Below are 21105 nucleotides of genomic sequence, written 5' to 3' on the forward strand. Positions count from 1 at the left end.
CCCCCCGGTATCATCGGGGGGGCGCCGTCCCGACGTCCGCGCCGAGCGCGCAGCTGTGCTGTGAGGCCCGCTGTGTAGTGCGCACAGCTGTGCCGAACGCGCAACTATGCCGTGCTCTCAGTGGTGGTGAGTCGTCCGTGCCTGCCGGGGCTCGGCCGCGCGGTGGCGCACCGAGAGCACCAGGAGCAGCTGCGCGAGAAGGTAGGTGCTCATCACCCAGAATCCCTGAGCGGGAAGGGTGAGCACTCCGAAGGCGTCCAGGGCGATCAGGGAGTCCGAGACGACGAAGACGGCGCCCCCGATACCGGCCCGCACGCCGAGACCCGTGGCGAGTGCCGCCATCACCATGATCGCCGCCGCGTAGACGACGATCGCGGGAAGCAGCAGCCCGGCCTGCGCCGCGCAGAGCGCGCAGATCAGCACGCCTGCGGCGACGTACGGGATCAGCAGCACAGGACGCGCGAGCACTGAACGGTGGCGCCACGGCCAGAACGCCGCCGCGTACAGGAGCTGTGCGAAGAGGAATGCCGCCAGCATCCCCACGAAGGACAGGCTGTCCGGGAGGAGGCGTGGCGCGGTATCGCCCACCCAGGACAGGCCGAGGGCTCCGAGCGCGAGCACCACCAGTCGGCCCCGCGGAGCCGTCGTACCCGTCCAGAGCGACACGGCGAGGGCGGGCATGAGCAGGGTCTGGGTGAGGGCCGCGAGCATCACCGCGTCGAGCAGCTGGGCGCCCAGATGCACGGACGACACCACGGCGACGACGAGCAGAGCGAGCCACATGGACGAAGCGTAGAGGGAGCCGAGAGCGGTGACTCAGGAAGACGGGGCAGGGATACGGGGTCCGTCTCCCGGCGCGCTCGGCCCACCCCAGGTCCAGGTGTGGACGGGAACATCGGCAGGAACGGCCGCCGCGGTGCCGGGATGCCGGTTCAGCACGTCGCGGGTCATCCAGGCCCAGTACTCCACGATCGAGGTGGCCGCGGGGTCGGGGATGTCCGCCTGGGCCACAGCGCGTGCGAAGACGGCGATTCCCGCCTCGTCGAAGTCCTCGTGGACCCCGTTCCCCGCATGGAGGCGATTCATCTGCGCGGGCGCGCCGTAGGACTCGGTGTAGGCAGGGGGCCCTCCGAGCGCCTGGGCCAGGTAGGTCGCCAGCCGCTCCTCATGATCCGCGGCGTAGCCGTGGGAGAACGCGTGAGCCACCACCGGGTCGGTCAATGCCAGCTCGTGCCAGCACCTCGCGATGCTCCGCATCGCGTCCATCCCTCCAGCGGCATCGAAGATGCTCTGCTCCATGGGTCCAGAGTATCCGCGCCAGGCAGGTCGGAGCGCAGCGACCGGACAACGGGCGCTGGTGCCGGCACACACTGTCCGGCGCCGCCGACCCCCGAGGCCTGGATCACGATCACCGTGACCATCCCGTGACCTACGAAACACCCCGTGACACAGCTCCCAACCCTCCGGTCTCGTGCGTGGAGCACACCATCGCCGCAGGTCAGGAGAACTTCCATCCCAGCTGCGAAAAGTCATCCCCGCTCCTGCGGAACGCAAAGTCTCCGCCAGAACGGGCCGATGCCCTTGCTTCGAGGGGGGACCGCCGCCGTACCGTGGCCGACGTTCGACAGACGCGAGATACGCGACGCGACGACCGTGCTATCCACGGGAGGCGCGACCCCCGCGAGATATGTGAAAGGACGTGTCCATGTCCCCGCACAACACACACGCCATCCGGACCCCGAAGACCGCCACGCTCCGCCGTGGCATGACCCGCTCCGCCATCGGCCTCGCCGGAGGCGCGCTCGTCGCGACCGGTATGCTCGCCACCGGCGGCGCCGCGAACGCAGCCGGCGGCTGGGACAGCGTCGCGGCCTGCGAGTCCAGCGGCGACTGGTCGGCCAACACCGGCAACGGCTACTACGGCGGCCTGCAGTTCTCGCAGCAGACCTGGGATGCCTTCGGTGGCTCGCAGTACGCCTCGAGCGCCGACCAAGCCTCGAAGAGCCAGCAGATCGCCACCGCCGAGAAGGTCCTCGCCCAGCAGGGCAAGGGCGCCTGGCCCACCTGCGGCGTGAGCCTGACCGGTGGCGCGGACACCTCCAGCGCCCCGTCTGCGGACAACAGCAGCTCCACCTCGTCGCGCAAGGCCGATCAGAAGGCCGATCGTTCCAGCGAGCGCAAGCCCGCCGAGAAGCAGGGCGACTGGAGCTGCAACGGCGACGGCATCGCCGACAACTGCGACGACAACGGCTTCACCAAGAAGACCGAGCAGAAGCAGCAGGAAGCGCCGAAGCAGACCGAGCAGAAGCAGCAGGAAGCGCCGAAGCAGCAGGCCCAGAAGCCCGCCGCCCCGGCCGAGAAGCAGGGCGACTGGAGCTGCGACGGCGACGGCATCGCGGACAACTGCGATGACAACGGCTTCACCAAGAAGACCGAGCAGAAGCAGCAGGCCGAGAAGCCCGCCGCTCAGCCCGAGGCGCCCAAGCAGTCCGACGCCGGCTCGCACGCGACCGCGGATCTCTCCGTGGCCGGCACGCTCGACGTCGACGGCACGATGGGCACCGACACCGTCACCGCCCTCCAGGATTGGCTGGGCGTGGACCAGACCGGTGAGATGAACGAGGAGACCACCCTCGCACTCCAGGCCTGGGCCAACACCGATCAGGACGGCACGATCGGCGAGGACACCGTCGCCGGTCTGCAGCACGAGGTCGGCGCCACCCAGAACGGCTCCGACGAGATCGATGGGGACACCGTGGAGGTCGTGCAGACCTTCCTCAACCTCTACTGATCCTTCCGTCGCGACTCGCGACACCAGTGCGGATATCGAAAGGCCGGGCCCCTAGGGGCCCGGCCTTTCCCGGTCTCTCGGGACATGCACGGCGTCACCGGACCCGACGCTCTGCCGGTCGCCGGTTCTCCCCCACGCCTGCAACTCATGGCAAGAAGCACCCACTCTCCACCGTCCGGGACACACTCGGGCCATTCGTCGCGCTCGGCTGCAAGCAGCCGCCGCGATCGGGGCGATCGGGAGCCGTCATCCGCACTGCACGACGAGTGGCGTCCCGCGAGTCATCACCTTTCACCGTGGACAGGAGACACTCATGTCGGAGAAGAACGTACGACTCGGGATCATCGGACTGGGCGCCCAGGGCGGCATGTACGCCGGGCTGCTCGCCGACGGCAAGGTCGAGGGGATGTCCCTCGGGGCGATCGCCGATATCGATCCCGCCAAGAAGGAGCTCGCCGCGGAGAAGCACGCCGGCACCCCCTTCTACGACGACTACATCGCGATGCTCGACTCCGGCGATGTCGATGCCGTGGTCACCACCGTGCCGCACTTCCTGCACTCGGAGATGACGATCACGGCGATCGGCAAGGGCATCCACACCCTCACCGAGAAGCCGGCCGGTGTGTACACCAAGCAGGTCGAGGAGATGAACGACTTCGCGGCCGCTCACCCCGAGACCACCTTCGCCATCATGTTCAACCAGCGCACCAACCCCGTCTACACGGATCTGAAGGCGCTGATCGACTCCGGCGAGCTGGGCACGCTGCGCCACACCTCGTGGATCATCACCACCTGGTGGCGTCCGCAGGGCTACTACGACCAGTCGGCATGGCGTGCGACCTGGGGCGGCGAGGGCGGCGGCGTCCTCGTGAACCAGGCTCCCCACCAGCTGGACCTGTGGCAGTGGCTGTGCGGAACCCCGAAGAAGGTCTTCGCGAAGCTCGCCTTCGGCTTCCAGCGCGACATCGCCACCGAGGACGAGGTCAACGCCCTCGTCGACTTCGGCGACGGCGCCACCGGCCACTTCCTGACCTCCACGAACGACATCGTCGGCACCGATCGCCTGGAGATGCTGTTCGACAAGGGCAAGGTCGTCGTGGACGCCTCGAAGAAGGTCACGATCACCCGGCTCAGCGAGGACGAGCGCTCGCTCAGCGACAAGATGACGATGCAGGACGTCGCCAAGCTCTTCCGCGGCGAGATGGATCCCTCCGAGGTCTACACCGTCGAGGAGAAGGACTACGAGTCGGCCTGGGGCCAGCAGCACATCGACGTCCTGACCAACTTCGCCGCGCATATCAACGACGGCACCCCGCTGATCGCTGATGGCGCCGAGGGCATCAACGGTGTGCGCCTGGCCTCGGGCATGCAGCTGTCGGCCTGGACCGGCCGCGAGATCGACCTGGTCGACTACCCGGCCGAGGAGTACCTCGCCGAGCTCAACAAGCGCATCGAGGCCGAGGGCACGTTCCCCGTCCGCTCCTGATCGCGCAGCGGGCCCAGGGAGGTATGCGCCAGCACGCCCCCTGGGCCCGCACCGTATGTACGCCGCCGACCACGCATGACCCCCGTCGGCCGGACGACCACCGCACCACCCGCGCCGCGCACCTGCTGCGTCGGCCCGAAGACTTCAAGGAGAACACCCATGCCCGTGCTCGGACTCCAGCTCATGATGCTCAAGGACCAGATCAACGAGAAGGGGATGTACGAGGTGCTCCGTGACGTGCGCGAGCTCGACCTCGACGCCGTCGAGGTCTCCCAGGTGGAGATGACCGACGAGCTGATCGACGACCTCGTGCGCGGCACGGCGGACTTCAATGTCGAGACCGCCGCCATGAGCGCCTCGATCGCCCCCGGTGGCAACGGCTTCGCCCTCGAGACCGAGTTCGAGCGCGCCGTCGAGGCCTGCACGAAGACCGGCTCGCGCTTCCTGCGCATCGGCATGATGCCCTTCGAGGCCATGACCTCGAAGCAGGCCTGCGAGGAGTGGGCAGCCTCGGTCGAGCCCTACGCCGCCCGGCTCGCCGAGCGGGGTGTGACGCTGTGCTATCACAACCACCACGTGGATCTCATCCAGTTCGAGGGTGAGCGGATATTCGACATCGTGCGCCGGGTGGCCCCGTCCCTGCTGTTCGAGGTGGACCTCCACTGGGTCCAGCGCGGCGGCATGGCACCGCTGGACATGCTCGAGGCGTACTCGGGTGCCTGCAAGCTCATCCACGTCAAGGACTTCCGCGTGGCCCCGCTGGATGCAGAGGTCTACCGCAGGTTCGAGGCGAAGGAGATCGACATGCAGGAGTTCTACGGTGCCTTCCTGTCGCTCGGCCAGTTCGCCGAGGTGGGCCAGGGGAACATGAACTGGCCCGCGCTGCTCCCCGCCGCGGAGAAGGCCGGCGCCGAGTACTTCCTCATCGAGCAGGATGACACCTACGGCCGCGACCCGATCGACTGCATCCGTGAGTCCCGCGAGTACCTGAGGTCCATCGGGTACTGACCGCGCGTCCCGTCCACGGCCGCGTTCACCCCACAGCCGCGTTCCGTCCACGGCCACGATGCCCGGCGCCCCCTGTTCCGACGGGAGGCGCCGGGCATCGTTCTGCGGCTATCGCTCGATGCTCTGCCTCAGTGCTCTCCGGCGGCGGGCTGGAGGTACGTACGGATCTCGCGGATCTTCGCCGTCTTCGAGGCTCCGGCGAAGCGGATCACGTGGCAGAAGTCCACGCGCTCGGCACCGCGGAGGAGGTAGCCGTCGCAGGCGGCGAGCCGCCCGTGGTTGAGGACAGTGAGGATCTCGCCGCGGTCGGCCTCGAACGGCGGCGGCACGATGACGTCGGTCGCCCCGTCATCGTCGGCGGCATCGTCATCGTCGGCGGCCTTCCCGTCGGCCTTCCCGTCGGCCTTCCCGTCGGCCTTCCCGTCGGCCTTCCCGTCGGCCGTCCTGTCGGCCTCGCCAGGGGCCTCCCCCGGGCGCTGCGCACCGACCAGCACCCATCGGGCGCCCTCGACGAGCCACTCATGCACCGATGCCTCGTCCCCTGTCGCCCAGGCCGTGATGAGGTCGGCGACGAGCGCCATCCGTGGCGAGTTCCCGCAGTCGGAAGGAGCAGTGATATCCATGCCCGACACCGTAGGCGGGTGCCGCGCACGTCCCGGCATTTCTGGAGAAGCGAGCAGTCGCGACGGATCGCCCCCTGCCGGCCGGTGAGCTCGGGCGAGGATCTGCTCCGAGAGAGCCGGGACCGTTACCGTTTCGTGACACTGCCCACGGAACGCGACTTCCTGGCCGCTCTCTGGACGCTTCCGCAACGCGATGCCAGGTTTCGGGGCGTAACGTCGCCCGCGCCGCTCAACCCCAGGAGGCACAGTGAAGGTCCCCAGCACCTCGAAGCTCCGTAACTCGATCGTCGCCGTCTCGTTCGCCGCCGTCCTCGCCCTGACCGGGTGCAGCGACGACCAGTCCGCCCCGTCGGGCGCCAGCGATGGCGGAGGCGAGCAGCCACCCGCCGCGAGCGATGGTGGAGGCGCCCCCCAGGCCGGCGGCGAGCAGGCGATGCCCGAGGCCGATGTCTCCGACGTCCCCGATGTCGTCGCCGAGGTCAACGGGGAGAAGATCTCCAAGGACGAGTTCGTCAAGGCCTACGAGCCGCAGTTCCAGCAGGCCTCGATGCAGCAGCAGTCCACCGGTCAGGAGATCGACCAGGCCGATCTGAAGAAGCAGGTCGCCGGTCAGCTCGTCGACAACCACCTGCTCCTGCAGGCCGCCTCGGACTCCGGCATCAAGGCCTCCGACAAGGACATCGACGCCACGCTCGAGGAGATCGCCGCGCAGAACGGCATGGGCTCCGCCGACGAGGTCGTCAAGGCTCTCGAGCAGCAGGGCATGAGCGCGGACGACGTGCGCGCGGACGCCGCCTCCCAGTTCGCCCTGACGACGTACATCGAGCAGGAGGCCGACATCAAGAAGCCGAGCGACGAGGAGCTCAAGGCGCAGTACGACCAGCTCGTCGCCCAGCAGGAGCAGTCCGGCGGCCAGCAGGGCGAGGTCCCACCCTTCGAGGACGTGAAGGATCAGCTGGCGGATCAGGCGACGCAGCAGCAGCAGGGCGAGGCGGCGACGAAGCTCGCTGACGACCTGGAGAAGAAGGGCGACGTCACGATCAACATCTGATGGCCTCTGATGGCCACAGCCCCCTGAGCGGGAGCAGACGAGGATCCTCGCACCACGTCCACCAGGACGCGGCGCGAGGATCCTCTGCTGCCCGGCGCCTCGGCGCCTGGTGCCTGGTACCTGGTGCTTTCGTCGTCGTGCGTGGTGTGCGGCATCGCACTGCCGGCGAGACAAGCCCAGGGACTCGCCTGCCCGGCAGACCAGCCCGCCAGCGAACCTGCCTGCGACCTGCGCGAAGACCGGTGAGCCACGCGCGTGAGCGCGCACCGGATAGTCACGGGGAGGACCGGGAGCAGGCCGAAGAAATACTTGCAGTCGCTGCAAGCTCATGCCTAGTGTGCGAGTACCGGCCCGCTCTGCTCCCCGAGCATCCGCGATGACGGGCCAGACGCAGCAGAGGAGAGACCCCCGGTGACAGACAAGAACGGCGCCCCTGCCCCGTTCAACCGCAATGTCGTCCTGGCGACCCTGGTCTCCGGGGCGTTCATCGTCATCCTGAACCAGACTCTGCTGAACACGGCGCTGCCGGAGTTCATGCGCGACTTCGACATCACCGCGAACTCCGCGCAATGGGTCACCACGATCTTCATGCTGGTCAACGGCATCATGATCCCGATCACCGCGTTCCTGATCCAGAAGTTCACCACGCGTTCCCTGTTCTTCGCGGCGATGGGCCTCTTCACGATCGGCACGGTGATCTGCGCCCTCGCGCCAGCCTTCTCGGTGCTGCTGATCGGCCGTGTCGTCCAGGCGGCCGGCGGCGGCATCATCATGCCGCTGATGCAGACGATCCTGTTCGCCGTGTTCCCGCTCGAGAAGCGCGGCACGGCGATGGGCACCTTCGGCCTCGTGATCGCCTTCGCCCCGGCGATCGGCCCCAGCCTCTCGGGCTGGATCGTGGATCATCTGCCCTGGCAGACGCTGTTCATCATGCTGGTGCCGATCGCGATCATCGACATCCTCGTCGCGTCGTTCATCCTCAAGAACGTCACCGAGCGCACCCACCCGCGGCTGGACGTGCTGTCGATCATCCTGTCCACGTTCGGTTTCGGCGGTCTGCTCTTCGGCCTCGGCACTGCGGGGAACACCGGATGGGGCAGCCCCGAGGTGCTCATCTCCCTCGTGGTCGGCGTGGTCGCGCTGGTGTGGTTCATCCGTCGCCAGGGACGCCTCGAGCAGCCGATCCTCGAGTTCCGCGTTCTGCGATTCCGCATGTTCACCCTCGGCACCGTGCTGGGCATGCTCGTGTTCATGGCGATGATCGGCGGGATGCTGATGATCCCCCTGTACATGCAGAACATGACCGAGCACAGTGCGATGGACTCCGGTCTCGTGCTGCTGCCCGGCGCCGTGGTGATGGGGCTGATGTCCCCCGTGACGGGGCGGATCTTCGACCGCTTCGGGGCCAAGTGGCTGGCCATCATCGGCTTCGCCCTGGTGACGGTCACGACGTTCCTGCTCGCCACGCTCACCCCGACCACCACGTTCGCCTATATCGCGATCGTCAACGCCTTCCGGATGTTCGGCACGGCCATGGTGATCATGCCGGTCACCACGGCGGCCCTGAACCAGCTGCCGCAGCACCTCATCCCCCACGGCACAGCCCTGAACAACACGCTGCGCCAGATCGCGGCGTCCGTGGGAACCGCCGTGCTGGTCACCGTGATGACCTCCGCCGCGCTGGACCCCGCGACCCATGGGGCACAGGGTCCGATCCACGGCGTCAACGTCGCCTTCATCGTGGCCGGCGGCTTCAGCGTGCTCGGGTTCATCGGAGCCTTCTTCATCCGCTCCCTGACCCCGCGGACGATCCACTCCGGGCACTCCGGCCCCGGCGAGCCCGACCTCACGGAGGACTGATCTCCGGCAGGGGGCCCGCCCTCCGCTCCGCAGTCACACCCGCCCCGCGCGGAGCTCCTGGGCCAGGTATTCGGCCTGCCGGATCGCGAGCGCCACGATCGTGAGCGTCGGGTTCGCGGCCGCCCCGGTGGTGAACTGCGAGCCGTCGGAGATGAACAGGTTCGGAACGTCGTGCGCTCGGCCCCACTGGTCGACCACACCGTCCTCGGGCCGCTCGCTCATGCGACAGGTGCCGAGGTTGTGCGTGGACGGATACGGAGTGGTGCGGTGCGTGCTCTCGGCCCCCACGGCGCGGTACAGCTTCTGCGCGGTGGAGTACGCATGCTCGCGCATAGCGACGTCATTGGCGTGGTCGTCGAAGTGCACGTTCGCGACCGGCAGCCCGTGCTGGTCGCTCATCGACGAGTTGAGAGTGACCGCGTTGGACTCCTGCGGCATGTCCTCCCCCACCAGCCAGCAGCCGGCCGTGTTCTCGTACCCTTCCAGCAGCGCGGTGAAGTCCGGCCCCCAGGCGCCCGGTTCGACGAAGCTCGCCATGAACGCCGGGCCCAGCGAGATGGTCTGGATGTAGTAGCCGCCGGCGAATCCGCGTGCCGGGTTGTGCACGGACTCATCCGAGATGTTCCCGGCCATGGTCTCGCCCCGATACATGTGCACCGGCTTGTCGAACTGCGCGTACACGCTCCCGGTCATGTGGCGCATGTAGTTGCGACCCACCTGCCCGGAGGAGTTCGCGAGCCCGTCGGGGAACATCGAGGAGGAGCTGAGGTGCAGCAGCCGGGGCGTCTCGATCGAGTTCCCGGCCACGCACACGACCTTGGCGGCCTGACGGTTCAGGTTTCCGTCCTTGTCGAGGTAGATCACCGCGTCGACCCGGCCGCTGCGGTCGTGGAGGATCTGCGCGACATGGGAATCGGGGCGCAGGTCCAGCAGCCCCGTCTCCAGGGCGCGCGGGATCTCGCGGACCATGGTCGACCATTTCGACGTGTTCTTGTCGCCCTGGAAGTTGAAGCCGTCCTGGATGGAGGCGGGGCGCCCGTCGTACGGCTCGGCGTTGGTGCCGTACGGGCCGGTTGCGTAATGCTTCATCCCGAGCTTCTCGGCGCCGGCGGCGAGGACCTTGTAGTTGTTGTTCGCCGGCAGCGGCGGGCGCCCCCCGCGGTGGGTGGAGCCGATCGCGTCCTCGGCCCGCATGTAGTACGGCTCGAGGTCGTCGTAGGAGATCGGCCAGTCCAGCAGGTTCGCCCCGTCGATCCGCCCGTAGGTGCTGCGGGCTCGGAATTCGTGCGGCTTGAGCCGCGGGGTCGCCCCCGACCAGTGGGTGGTGGTGCCGCCGACGGCCTTCACGATCCACGTCGGCAGATTCGGGAAGTCCTGGGCCACCCGCCAGGACCCGGAGGTGGTGCGGGGGTCGGTCCAGGCCATCTGGTTGAAGGCCTCCCACTCGAGGTTCATGTAGTCCTCGTGGCGCAGGTAGGGCCCTGCTTCGAGGACGACGCACTCGATGCCCTGCCGGGTCAGCTCGTAGGCGAGGGTGCCGCCTCCGGCCCCGGATCCGATGATGACGACGGCTTCGGTGTCGTGGTCGATGGTGCTCATGAGGTCTGCTTCCTTCCGGTCCCGACGCGTCCTGCTCGTGCCTTGCTCTGCCCGGCCGGGACAGCGGCCGCCCGGTTGCTGCGGGTGCTCGCGGCGGTGGGAAGATCCGAGACGACGTCCTCCAGGGGCTCGCCGTCGTACTCCTCGATGCGTGGATCGGGCAGCCAGTCGAGGTCATCGAAGCCACGGTCGATGTAGCCGCCCTTGTCGAAGGACGGCCCCTCGTAGCCGAGCGCCTCCCACACCTCCTCGTCCTCGTAGAGGTTGACCACGACCGTCTGCCGCACGAAGCCGAAGAAGGTGGTGTGCTGCACCCTCAGCAGCACCAGGTGCGCCTGCTGCGGGGTCAGCTCGTGGAAGCGCCCGTCGGTCAGGCCCTGCAGGGAGTCGAGCCCCTGGGCGAGCTTGACGCGCATCCAGGTGCTGTCGTCAGCCTGCTTCTGCACGGTGTCTGCGGCCCGCTCGTAGGCGGCGTCCGGGACCTTCTCATGCGGGAATGCGGCTTTGATCAGGGCAATCAGGGTGCGTCGTGCCTCTTCCGTGCCTTCGACGTCATTGACTGCCTCGTCGACTGCCTCGCTGCTCTGCGATGCGTTCATTACCTCTCCTCCCCACTGCGTCGTCGTCAGTGATCTGAGGCACACACTAGGGAGGGGGCGGGCCGTCGACAAGCCGCGTTATCGCTCGGCGAGAAGCCGACAGTTCTGGGGTGCGTTCAGGAGCGGGTTCAGGGGTGATGGCCGCCGAGGCGGTAGGCCCGGCCGGCGCGGGAGGCGCAGGCGCGCACCCGGTCCTCGACGTGGCGCACCCGGCCCGCATAGGCCGCCACCGGGGCCGAGACGGCGACCGTGGCGATGAGCAGACCGTCGTCGGCCCGGATCGAGGCGGCGAGACAGTCCGTGCCGAGCTGGAACTCCTGGTGCTCCCAGGCCATGCCGCGCTCGGCGATCTCGTCGAGCTGGCGGCGCAGCAGCTCGGGGTCCGTGACGGTGCGGTCGGTGTGCGCCAGCAGGGTGCGATCGGTGAGGAAGGCGTCGCGCTCCTCGATGCCGAGCGCGCTGAGCCCCACCTTCCCGAAGGCCGTGGCGTGGGGGCTCTCGTGGAAACCGAAGCCCAAGGGCGAGAGCCGCGGCGCGGCCGGCGAATCGGAGACGTGCACGACGACGAAGTCCGTGCCGCGGTGGATCGCGAGGTAGGCCGCCATGCCGAGATCCCGGTGCATCCCGTGGACCTCTTCGCGCACTGCCCGCGGGATCCCGAGGTCGTCGTGGAGCCCTACGGCCAGTCGGTGCAGCTTGTAGCCCAGCGCGAAGCGCTGCTCGTCCTTGAGGTGGACGAGGTACTCGGCGCGGATGAGCTCCTGAGCGAGCCGGTAGACCGTGGGCAGCGGGATGGAGGTGGCCTGGGCGATGGTGCGCGCGGTGCTGCTGCCGTGCTCCGCGACGGCCTCGAGCACCGCGATCGCCCGGGCGATCTGCCCGGTGGGGACCTCGGCGTCCCGATCCTGCGTGCCTGCCATGTCTCCCCCTCGCGGTCCGTTCCCATTGTGGTGCACGGCCGCGCCGACCGGGGCCTGATCGCGGTGGCCGGAGGCGTTCTTGCCCTGCGAGAATCGCTCTATCCGCCCGTCCGAGAGCCGGGCAGGCTGTCCCCACTCATCTCTCTGTCCCGGAAGGACCCGATCATGATCCTCATCAACGTGAAGTTCCCTGTGAAGCCCGAGTTCGCGGATCAGTGGCCCGAGCTCTCCCGCGAGTTCACCGAGACCACGCTCGCCGAGCCGGGCAACCTGTGGTTCGAGTGGTCGCGCAGCGTCAAGGAGCCGAACACCTATGTGCTCATCGAGGCGTTCACCGACGAGGGCGCCGGACCGCACGTGAACTCCCCGCACTTCGCGACCATGCAGGAGGAGTTCCCGCAGTACCTCGAGGCCACGCCGCAGATCATCTCCCAGCAGATCGAGAGCGACGGCTGGGGTCCCATGGGCGAAATCCAGGTCGACTGACGCGAACTCCCGGCCCGGGCCCGACTCCGCAGCGCTGTGATCCGCAGCGCTGCGGAGATCAGTGCTCGCCGCGCCGGCCGAGCGTCGTCACCGGGGCGGCGCCGGGCCTCGTCCACTGCGGAAGCGGCCGGCTGGTCCCTCCCCAGGTGGGGTTCCCCTCGGAGTCGGTGCGCCAGGACCAGCACGCATGGCGACCCGCCGGCCAGCCGTCGGGAGTATCCTCCCAGCTCTCTCCGCGCCCGTACGGGGTCATGTCGAGCAGCCCCATCGCGACGTTGACACGTTCGTTGCCCCGACCGGTGGTGCGGTAGGTGAGGAACACGCGGTCCCCGTCCCGCAGGAAGCTCGCCAGATAGCCCATCCCGCCGCCGACGGGCTCGGCGAGCCCGCGCACCGAGTACCAGGGCACCTGGGTGTAGCCCATGAACTCGGTGTACGGGGCGACCTCCTCCCACGGCCCGGTGGTGAGGATCGCCAGGGACACCCCGTGGCCGTGGAGATAGGTGGCGTCCTGCAGGTGCCAGGCAGTGGTGGTGCAGCCTTCGCACTGGCCCTGATGCGGGGCGCCGTCGTGCCACATGTGCTGGTAGACCACGAGCCGATCGCGGCCCTCGAACAGGTCCCGGAAGGGCACCGGGCCGTCCCGGCCCACCACCTCGACGGAGCCGTCGATCTCGACCATGGGGAGCTGGCGCCTGGCCGCGGCGAGGGCATCGCCCTCGTGGGTATGGGCCTTCTCCCGCACCAGCAGCTCGTCGCGGACGTCCTGCCAGGTGGCCATATCCACCACCGGTGGTGTCCCCTCTCCTCGCGCAGCCTCAGGTGACATCGCTCAGCGCTCCCAGGCGGTGCCGGGAGGTTCCGGCAGGTGGGTCGGTGCGTACTCGAGCAGCTGGAGACCACCGGCGAAGGTACGCGCCTCGGTGAGCTCCAGGGCGAAGTCCTCGAAGCGGTCCCAGATCCGCTCAAGGCCGGTGCGGCCCGTGAGCACCGGGAACAGGATGACCCGGAAGCGATCCACAAGGCCGGCCTTCATCAGGGAGTGGCTGAGGCGGATGCTGCCCACGGTGGTCAGCGGCACCGTGGAGGTCTGCTTCAGCTCCCGCACCGCCTCGACGGCGTCGGTGCTGATCAGAGTGGTGTTCGGCCAGGCGAGCGGCTCCTGGAGCGTCGAGGAGAAGACCACCTTCGGCAGCTGGGCCATCTCCTCGAAGCTCGCCTTCTCCTCCTCGGAGATCTCGATCTGCTCGGCCTGCTGCCCCATCTCGGACATCAGCCGGTACGTGGTCGCCCCCATCAACGAGACGTAGTCGGGCTCCTCGGCGAGCCAGTCGAGGTACTCGTCGCTCTGGAGGCCCCACCACCCCGGCCAGCCCTCGCCGGCGGCGCAGCCGTCCAGCGAGAGGATGAAGTCGACGAGCAGCGGCTGTGCGGTCCGTGGTGCAGGGATGTCATCCATGAGTGGTCCTCGACGTCGAGAGATCCGGCCCGTGCGTGTGCGGATCCCAGATTACGCCGCGAGGGCGGGCACCGCCATCGTCCAGAGGCCGGCAACGAGGACGACGGAGATCGCAGAGACGGCGCTCATGCCCGGCCGACGGGGCGTCGCCGCGCTCCTCGTCCGATCGTCACGGCAAGTCCCGCAGCGACCAGCACCCAGACGAGCAGGGCGACGACGAGGAACCCCGCCCCGATGGTCTCGACCGCGGGCATGTGCTCCACGCGGCCCAGTCGCATCGAGGCGACGGCGAACATGCCCAGCGGGAACACCATCGACCATAGGGCCGGGGTGTAGCGCAGCGGGACGCGATGGAGCAGATGGCGCCAGATCCCGGCGCCGACCAGCAGCGGCACCAGCCATGCCGCGAAGCACCAGAAGACGACGACGGTGCCGCCGATGAGCCCCCTGGCCGCGTCGACCATCGGCACCGATCCCATGTCCACGATGCTCGCTCCGGCGACCACGGAGATGGCCAGCGCGCCCATGGCCACCCAGTAGGGCGGCTCGAACTGCTGCGGGGTGATGCCGTGGTGCACCACGCGCAGGATGACCAGCACAGCGATCCCGACGTAGAGGATCGTCCCCACCGACCAGGCCATCACGGTGGCGATGCCGAGCAGGTCGGCGAGTCGTGGTGTCGCGGGGTTCAGCCCGGAGAGCCCGACGGCGAGGGACTGCGAGGCCACGGACCAGATGAACCAGGTGCCGTTGGTGCGGGCGAGGATCGGCTCACCGTCCCGCGCCATGAGGACCTGCCAGGGCAGCACATAGCCCAGCACCAGCCAGATCGCGGCCGCCACGATCAGCAGGCCGACCGAGAGGCTCCCCATCCCGTTCCCCTGGAAGCCGGCCGCGAGCACTCCGGTGCCGGCGACGATCGTGAAGTACCCGAAGGCCGTCTCGGAATTCCGGGCATCGGCGAGCATCCGTCGGCCGTGGCGGATCGCGCGGGTCGCGAAGAGACCCACGAGCACCAGGTACGCGCCCACGGCGAGCGGGAGGGCGACCCGCGAGGCACCCACGAACCCGGCTTCGTGCAGCGCGACCGACAGGATCCCGGTCGCCATCACCAGGGCGAAATATCCGGGGGAGAGCCCGGATATCGCACTGTCGGCTCGTACGGCGAGGTGGGGAGGCGTCCTGGTCACGCTCTATTGTGCCCACATCCCCAATTGTGCCCACATCCCCACCCCGCGGTCGCCGACCCCTGCCCGTGTTCTCCCGGCACCGCCCGCGGCGCCCGCTCCGCGTCGGCGTCGGCGCGGCGCCCGGCACTCAGCAGGCGCGCTGACCTGCCTCTGGACACCGGGCCGAGACCACGGCATTCTGGGATCCCCGCCACGCCGACGTCGGCGTGCATTCCTGCCCAGTCCCCCTGACGGATGTGTCACCCAGCTGGATGGATAGTGGACCCCCTCCACCAGTGAACCTAGGGTGATGAGTCGTCCGCGGCCCGGTGGCCAGTCACCGGCCGCCGACACCTTCCCACCGCCGGGCCTGCTCGCTCGTGCGAAACGGCCCGCTCCGCTCGCACGTCGATCGAAAGGACCGTGATGGCCGAGGCCGCCAAGATCCCTCGCCCCGCAGAATCTCCAGGCACCGGGAACGACCCCGGCGGGAGCGGAGCGGGATCTCCGACCGGCACCGGCACTGCGGGCACCACCCATTCCGCCGTCAACTGGCCCGTCTTCCTCGGCACCGCCACGATCATCGTCGCGTTCGTGCTGTTCGCAGCGATCTGGCCGAGCACCGCCGAGACCGTCATCTTCGGCTCAATGGCCTGGATCGCGACCAACTTCGGCTGGTACTACGTCCTCACCGCCGGCATCGTCGTGGTGTTCGTGCTGATCGTCGCCTTCTCCAAGGTGGGCGGGACCCGGATGGGTCCGGACCATTCGCTGCCGAAGTACAACATGTTCACGTGGGCGGCCATGCTGTTCGCGGCCGGCATCGGCGTGGACCTCATGTTCTTCGGGATCTCCGGACCGGCCACGAACTTCCTCACCCCGCCGGACGTCCCTGCCGGCTCGGACGAGGCCGCCCGGATGGCGACTATCTGGACGATCTTCCACTACGGGATCCCCGGCTGGGCGATGTATGCGCTGATGGGAATGGCCTTCGGGCTCTTCGCCTATCGGTATCACCTGCCGCTGTCGATCCGCTCTGCCCTGGCGCCGATCTTCGGCAAGCGGATCCACGGCGCCGTGGGCCACGTCGCCGAGATCGGCGCGACGATCGGCACCATCTTCGGCATCTCGGTGTCGCTCGGCATCGGCGTCGTGTTCCTGAACTTCGGTCTCTCCGCCCTGTTCGGCATCCCGAACTCGATGGCGGTGCAGATCGCGCTCATGGCGCTGGCCGTGTTCATCACGATCCTCTCGACCGTCTCCGGCGTGGACAAGGGGATCCGTCGGCTCTCCGAGCTCAACGTGATCCTGGCCCTGGTGCTGATGCTCTGGGTGCTGTTCTCGGGCAGCACGCACGAGCTGCTCAACGCCCTGGTGCAGAACATCGGCGACTTCTTCTCGCGGTTCCCCTCGATGCTGATGAACACCTTCGCCTACAGCGACGGGGCGGTCGACTACCCCTCCGACCAGTGGATGGCCGACTGGACGCTGTTCTTCTGGGCCTGGTGGATCGCCTGGGCACCCTTCGTGAGCCTGTTCCTCGCCCGCATCTCCCGCGGCCGCACCCTGCGCCAGTTCGTGGTGGGCGTGCTGCTGATCCCCTTCGCCTTCATCCTGCTGTGGGTCTCGATCTTCGGCAACGCGGCCCTGAGCTTCTTCGGGGATGCAGAGTTCCTCGATCTTGCCGTGAACCAGCCCGAATCCGGCTTCTTCAACCTGCTCGAGCAGTACCCGGGGGCGACCTTCACCGTCTCCCTCGCTCTGCTCACAGGTCTGTTCTTCTACACCACCTCGGCGGATTCCGGCTCGCTGGTGATGGCGAACATGACGTCCAAGGCCTCGATGAATGATTCGGACGGTCCGCCGTGGCTGCGCATCGTGTGGGCCGTGATCACCGGCGCACTGACTCTGGTGATGCTGTTCATCAACGGCGTCTACACGCTGCAGGCCGCGACCGTGATGGTCGGGCTGCCGTTGTCGGTGCTGCTGTACCTGGTCATGTACAGCCTGTGGAAGGTGCTGAAGACGGAGAGCATGAACCTCGAGTCCCGTCGGGCCGCACTGCCCGCGCTGCTCACCAGCCGCGTGCGCGAGGCCGACGGGGGCGATCGTGGATCCTGGCGCCAGCGCCTGTCCCATCGCATGTCCTACGCGGACGAGGAGAAGGCCCGCAGCTTCGTGGAGACCGTCGCCGCGCCCGCCATCGAGGAGGTCGCCGCGGAGCTCACCAAGCTCGGTGCCGACGTCTCCTGCCACCGCGGTGACCACCCCGACTGCACGGTCCCGTTCGTGGACCTGGTGGTCACCTTCCCCGACGCGGAGGACTTCAAGTACCAGGCCTATCCCGTCGCCTACTCGGTGCCGAGCTTCGCCGCGAACCTCGCCACCGTGCGGGACGTCTACTACCGCCTCGAGATCTTCTCGATGCTGGGCTCCCGCGGCCGCGACATCATGGGGTACACCAAGGATCAGGTCATCTCCGACGTCCTGGACTCCTACGATGCCCACATCATGTACCTCACGATGAGCCAGGAGATCGGCACCGCGACCGGCACCATCCCGGTCAGCGCACCTGACACCTGGCTCGACACGGATCAGATCGACCACTCCGATCAGCGCGACCACTCGGACCAGCACGATCCGACGGACGCGCAGGACCACCCGACCGACCCCGCGCTCGGCACCGACGAGACCGGGGCGACGACCACGACGACGAAGACCACGAAGGAGAGCAATGACTGACAGCATCGCCACCCTGTTCATCGACGGGAAGTGGGTGCCCTCGTCCACCGGCGAGACCCGCACCGTCATCTGCCCCGCGGACCAGTCCGAGGTCGGCGTCGTCTCCGAGGCGAGCGCCGAGGACGTCGAACGCGCGATCCTCGCGGCCCGTGCGGCCTTCGAGTCCCGCGTGTGGGCCGACAAGCCGGCCTCCGAGCGCGGGGACTTCCTGCTGCAGGTCGCCGACCAGCTCCAAGAGCGCAAGGCGGAGTTCGCCCGCGCCGAGGCCTTCGACACGGGCAAGCGCCTGGTCGAGGCCGAGGGCGATATGGACGACATCACCGCCTGCTTCCGCTACTTCGGGAAGGTCGCCGGGCAGAACCCCGGCCGCCTGGTCGACGCCGGGGACGACAGCGTGATCTCCCGCGTGGTGCACGAGCCGATCGGCGTGTGCGGCATGATCACGCCCTGGAACTTCCCGCTGCTGCAGGCCGCGTGGAAGATCGCCCCGGCCCTGGCCGCCGGCAACTCCTTCATCATCAAGCCCGCGGAGCTCACCCCGCACACCACGATCCTGATCGTGGACGTGATGGACAAGCTGGGCCTGCCCGCCGGGGTGGCGAACCTGGTGCTCGGCTCCGGCGCCGTGGTCGGCGCTCCGCTGTCCTCCCACCCGGAGATCGACCTGGTCTCCTTCACCGGTGGTCTGGTCACCGGCCGGAAGATCGCCGAATCCGCCGCGAAGAGCATCAAGAAGGTCGCCCTCGAGCTGGGCGGGAAGAACCCCAACGTGATCTTCGCCGACGCCGACTACGAGGCCGCGCTCGACAATGCGCTGAACGCCGCTTTCATGGGCTCCGGTCTGCTCTGCTCCGCCGGCACGCGCCTGATCCTGCAGGACACCATCGCCGAGCAGTTCGTCGATGACCTGGTGGCCCGCGCCGAGGGCATCGTCATGGGCGGCCCCCTGGATGAGAAGGCCGAGACCGGGCCCCTGATCTCGAAGGAGCACCGCGACAAGGTCACCGACTACGTGAATCGCGGCATCGAGGCCGGGGGCCGGCTGCGCACGGGCAACCACTGGGGCGGCCCGGAGCTCGAGAAGGGCTACTTCTACGCGCCGACCATCCTGGACCAGTGCACCGCGGAGAACCCCGCCGTGATCGAGGAGGGCTTCGGCCCCGTCATCACGGTCGAGACCTTCTCCACCGAGGAGGAGGCGATCGCGATCGCCAACAACACCGAGTACGGCCTGGCCGGCGCGGTGTGGACCTCGAACTCCGGGATCGCGAACCGGGTCTCACGGCGGCTGCGCCACGGCACCATCTGGATCAACGACTTCCACCCCTACCTTCCGCAGGCGGAGTGGGGCGGCTTCAAGATGTCCGGCGTGGGCCGCGAGCTGGGCCCCACCGGTCTCGAGGAGTACACCGAGTCCAAGCACATCTACGAGAACACCGAACCGGCCGTGACCGGCTGGTTCCCCCGCAAGGACTGACCCCGCGCAGTCCGGGCCGCCCCGCCGTGCCCCACGCCGGCGGGGCGGCCCCGCACCTCCACCTCCCACTCGACAGGAAGCAGAAGACATGTCCACTCAGGATCTCCCCTCCGAGAACCCCGTCGCCGAGTTCGACTACGTCGTCGTCGGCGGCGGCTCCGCCGGAGCGGCCCTCGCCTCGCGCCTCAGCGAGGACCCCAGCATCGATGTGGCACTGCTCGAGGCCGGCCCCTCCGACCTCGAGCACCAGGAGGTGCTGCAGCTCAAGCGCTGGCCCGAGCTGCTCGAGGGCGGCCTGGACTGGGACTACCCGATCGAGCCGCAGGAGAACGGCAACTCCTTCATGCGCCATGCGCGCGCGAAGGTGCTGGGCGGCTGCTCGTCGCACAACTCCTGCATCGCCTTCCACCCGCCGGCGGAGGACATGGACCAGTGGGAGCAGCTCGGCGCCGAGGGCTGGAACGCCCAGACGATCCTGCCGCTGATCGCGCGCCTGGAGACGAACATGTCGCGCACCGGCGAGGGCCACGGCACCGACGGCCCCGTGCACCTCATGGACGTCCCGCCCGAGGACCCGGTGGGCGTGGCTCTGTTGGACGCGTGCGAGCAGGCGGGCATCCCGCGCGCCACGTTCAACGACTTCGAGACCGTCGTGAACGGGGCGAACTGGTTCCAGGTGAACCGTCAGGCCGACGGCACCCGCGCCTCCTCGTCCGTGTCCTACCTGCACCCGAACCTGGAGCGGGGGAACCTGCACGTCCTCACCGGCCTGCAGGTCATGCGGGTCCTCTTCGACGAGGACCAGCGGGCCACGGGCGTGGAGTACATCGACAACGCCTTCGACCGCTCCTCGATCATGCATGCACGGCGCGAGGTCATCCTCTCCGCCGGCGCGATCGACTCCCCCAAGCTGCTGATGCTCTCGGGCATCGGCCCGGCGGATCACCTGCGCGAGGTGGGCATCGGGGTGCGCGTCGACTCCCCCGGCGTCGGCTCGAACCTGCAGGACCACCCGGAGGCCGTGATCTCCTGGGAGTCCACGCAGAAGATGACGCGCGAGTCCACCCAGTGGTGGGAGATCGGGATCTTCTCCCCCACCCAGGAGGGTCTGGACCTGCCGGATCTGATGATGCACTACGGCTCGGTGCCCTTCGACATGCACACCCGCCGTCAGGGCTACCCCACCTCGCCGGAGTCCTTCGCGCTCACACCGAACGTCACCCATGCCCGCTCGCGCGGCACGGTGCGCCTGCGCACGGTCGACTACCGCGACAAGCCGAGGGTCGATCCGCAGTACTTCACCGACCCCGAGGGCCACGACATGCGCGTGGCCGTGGCCGGTATCCGCAAGGCGCGCGAGATCGTCGCGCAGCCCGGGATGGACGCCTACCGGGGCCGTGAGCTGTTCCCCGGGGAGGCCGTGCAGACCGATGAGGAGATCGCCGACTACGTCTCCAAGACCCACAACACCGTCTACCACCCGGCGGGCTCCTGCCGCATGGGCGCGGTGGACGACGACATGTCGCCCCTGGATCCGCAGCTGCGGGTCAAGGGCGTCACGGGTCTGCGCGTGGTCGACGGCTCGGTCATGCCGCAGCTGGTCGCGGTGAACCCCAACATCACCACGATGCTGATCGGCGAGCGCGCGGCGGAGCTGATCCGCGCCGAGCAGCGCGCCTGACCCACTGCTGACGAGCGCCCTGGACACCGAGGAGGTGTTCAGGGCGCTTTTGCGTACCCGACGAGTACTGGGCTGGCCTCAGCATCGACATGCTCACCAGATCTGTCGCCATCTCCCGAGATAGCAACCCTTATCGACGGTCGCGGCCGGGTTT

The 21105-nt window shown here is 68.5% G+C and carries 18 protein-coding genes; 9 read left to right on the top strand and 9 right to left on the bottom strand.

Features of this window, described 5'->3' with window-relative positions; translation table 11 throughout:
• Nucleotides 1-117: 117 nt before the first annotated feature.
• A complete protein-coding gene (locus ACT3UL_RS17390; protein ID WP_443351010.1) occupies nt 118-783 on the bottom strand; it encodes a lysoplasmalogenase in 666 nt (221 codons plus the stop codon).
• 33 nt (nt 784-816) lie between these two features.
• Nucleotides 817-1299 (bottom strand): globin domain-containing protein, encoded by a 483-nt coding sequence (locus ACT3UL_RS17395; protein WP_443351009.1) that lies wholly within the window; start codon nt 1297-1299, stop codon nt 817-819.
• A 406-nt stretch (nt 1300-1705) separates the two neighbouring features.
• Between ACT3UL_RS17395 and ACT3UL_RS17400 the strand changes: the two genes are divergently transcribed.
• The 3 genes from ACT3UL_RS17400 (at nt 1706) to ACT3UL_RS17410 (ending at nt 5285) form a co-directional block, all read left to right on the top strand.
• On the top strand, nt 1706-2791 hold the full coding sequence (locus ACT3UL_RS17400; protein WP_444579615.1) for a transglycosylase family protein: 1086 nt from the start codon (nt 1706-1708) through the stop codon (nt 2789-2791).
• Between the two features lie 313 nt (nt 2792-3104).
• Nucleotides 3105-4277 (top strand): Gfo/Idh/MocA family protein, encoded by a 1173-nt coding sequence (locus tag ACT3UL_RS17405; RefSeq protein ID WP_444579616.1) that lies wholly within the window; start codon nt 3105-3107, stop codon nt 4275-4277.
• Between the two features lie 159 nt (nt 4278-4436).
• Nucleotides 4437-5285, top strand: coding sequence for a sugar phosphate isomerase/epimerase family protein (locus tag ACT3UL_RS17410; protein ID WP_444579617.1), 849 nt, complete (start codon nt 4437-4439; stop codon nt 5283-5285).
• A 128-nt stretch (nt 5286-5413) separates the two neighbouring features.
• Here the strand turns inward: ACT3UL_RS17410 and ACT3UL_RS17415 are convergent, their stop codons facing one another.
• Nucleotides 5414-5908 (bottom strand): hypothetical protein, encoded by a 495-nt coding sequence (locus ACT3UL_RS17415; protein WP_444579618.1) that lies wholly within the window; start codon nt 5906-5908, stop codon nt 5414-5416.
• A gap of 247 nt (nt 5909-6155) precedes the next feature.
• Here ACT3UL_RS17415 and ACT3UL_RS17420 point away from each other — a divergent pair, with 247 nt between their 5' ends.
• Together ACT3UL_RS17420 and ACT3UL_RS17425 are read left to right on the top strand one after the other, a co-directional pair.
• Nucleotides 6156-6959: a SurA N-terminal domain-containing protein gene (locus ACT3UL_RS17420; protein ID WP_444579619.1), complete on the top strand. Its 804-nt coding sequence runs from the start codon at nt 6156-6158 to the stop codon at nt 6957-6959.
• A gap of 411 nt (nt 6960-7370) precedes the next feature.
• Complete coding sequence (locus ACT3UL_RS17425) at nt 7371-8819, top strand: MDR family MFS transporter (RefSeq protein ID WP_444579620.1); 1449 nt, start codon at nt 7371-7373, stop codon at nt 8817-8819.
• A 33-nt stretch (nt 8820-8852) separates the two neighbouring features.
• On the opposite strand, the gene ACT3UL_RS17430 is transcribed toward ACT3UL_RS17425, so the two are convergent.
• The 3 genes from ACT3UL_RS17430 to ACT3UL_RS17440 all read right to left on the bottom strand — a co-directional run bounded on the left by ACT3UL_RS17430 (nt 8853) and on the right by ACT3UL_RS17440 (nt 11937).
• Nucleotides 8853-10418, bottom strand: a complete 1566-nt coding sequence (locus tag ACT3UL_RS17430) for a GMC family oxidoreductase (RefSeq protein WP_444579621.1) — start codon at nt 10416-10418, stop codon at nt 8853-8855.
• The gene (locus ACT3UL_RS17435; protein ID WP_441463342.1) at nt 10415-11017 is read right to left on the bottom strand and encodes a hypothetical protein; all 603 of its coding nucleotides are present in this window, start codon (nt 11015-11017) and stop codon (nt 10415-10417) included. The genes ACT3UL_RS17430 and ACT3UL_RS17435 overlap by 4 nt, the downstream gene beginning before the upstream one ends.
• Before the next feature lie 128 nt (nt 11018-11145).
• On the bottom strand, nt 11146-11937 hold the full coding sequence (locus ACT3UL_RS17440) for an IclR family transcriptional regulator (protein WP_443426305.1): 792 nt from the start codon (nt 11935-11937) through the stop codon (nt 11146-11148).
• 165 nt (nt 11938-12102) lie between these two features.
• On the opposite strand from ACT3UL_RS17440, the gene ACT3UL_RS17445 reads away from it, so the two are divergent.
• Nucleotides 12103-12423, top strand: coding sequence for a putative quinol monooxygenase (locus ACT3UL_RS17445; RefSeq protein ID WP_441463338.1), 321 nt, complete (start codon nt 12103-12105; stop codon nt 12421-12423).
• A gap of 58 nt (nt 12424-12481) precedes the next feature.
• On the opposite strand, the gene ACT3UL_RS17450 is transcribed toward ACT3UL_RS17445, so the two are convergent.
• From ACT3UL_RS17450 to ACT3UL_RS17460, 3 genes are all read right to left on the bottom strand, one after another.
• A complete protein-coding gene (locus tag ACT3UL_RS17450; protein ID WP_444579622.1) occupies nt 12482-13252 on the bottom strand; it encodes a DUF899 family protein in 771 nt (256 codons plus the stop codon).
• Between the two features lie 3 nt (nt 13253-13255).
• Entirely contained in the window at nt 13256-13882 is a 627-nt protein-coding gene (locus tag ACT3UL_RS17455) for a dihydrofolate reductase family protein (protein ID WP_441463334.1), read from the bottom strand.
• 125 nt (nt 13883-14007) lie between these two features.
• Nucleotides 14008-15072, bottom strand: coding sequence for a tellurite resistance/C4-dicarboxylate transporter family protein (locus tag ACT3UL_RS17460; protein ID WP_444579623.1), 1065 nt, complete (start codon nt 15070-15072; stop codon nt 14008-14010).
• A gap of 405 nt (nt 15073-15477) precedes the next feature.
• Between ACT3UL_RS17460 and betT the strand changes: the two genes are divergently transcribed.
• The 3 genes from betT to ACT3UL_RS17475 all read left to right on the top strand — a co-directional run bounded on the left by betT (nt 15478) and on the right by ACT3UL_RS17475 (nt 20951).
• Nucleotides 15478-17793, top strand: a complete 2316-nt coding sequence (betT, locus tag ACT3UL_RS17465) for a choline BCCT transporter BetT (protein WP_444579624.1) — start codon at nt 15478-15480, stop codon at nt 17791-17793.
• On the top strand, nt 17786-19270 hold the full coding sequence (locus ACT3UL_RS17470; RefSeq protein ID WP_444579625.1) for an aldehyde dehydrogenase family protein: 1485 nt from the start codon (nt 17786-17788) through the stop codon (nt 19268-19270). The genes betT and ACT3UL_RS17470 overlap by 8 nt, the downstream gene beginning before the upstream one ends.
• Before the next feature lie 88 nt (nt 19271-19358).
• Complete coding sequence (locus ACT3UL_RS17475; RefSeq protein WP_444579626.1) at nt 19359-20951, top strand: GMC family oxidoreductase; 1593 nt, start codon at nt 19359-19361, stop codon at nt 20949-20951.
• The last annotated feature ends 154 nt before the right edge of the window (nt 20952-21105 follow it).

The sequence above is a fragment of the Brachybacterium sp. 107 genome, assembly GCF_052379725.1.
Classification (GTDB): Bacteria; Actinomycetota; Actinomycetes; order Actinomycetales; family Dermabacteraceae; genus Brachybacterium.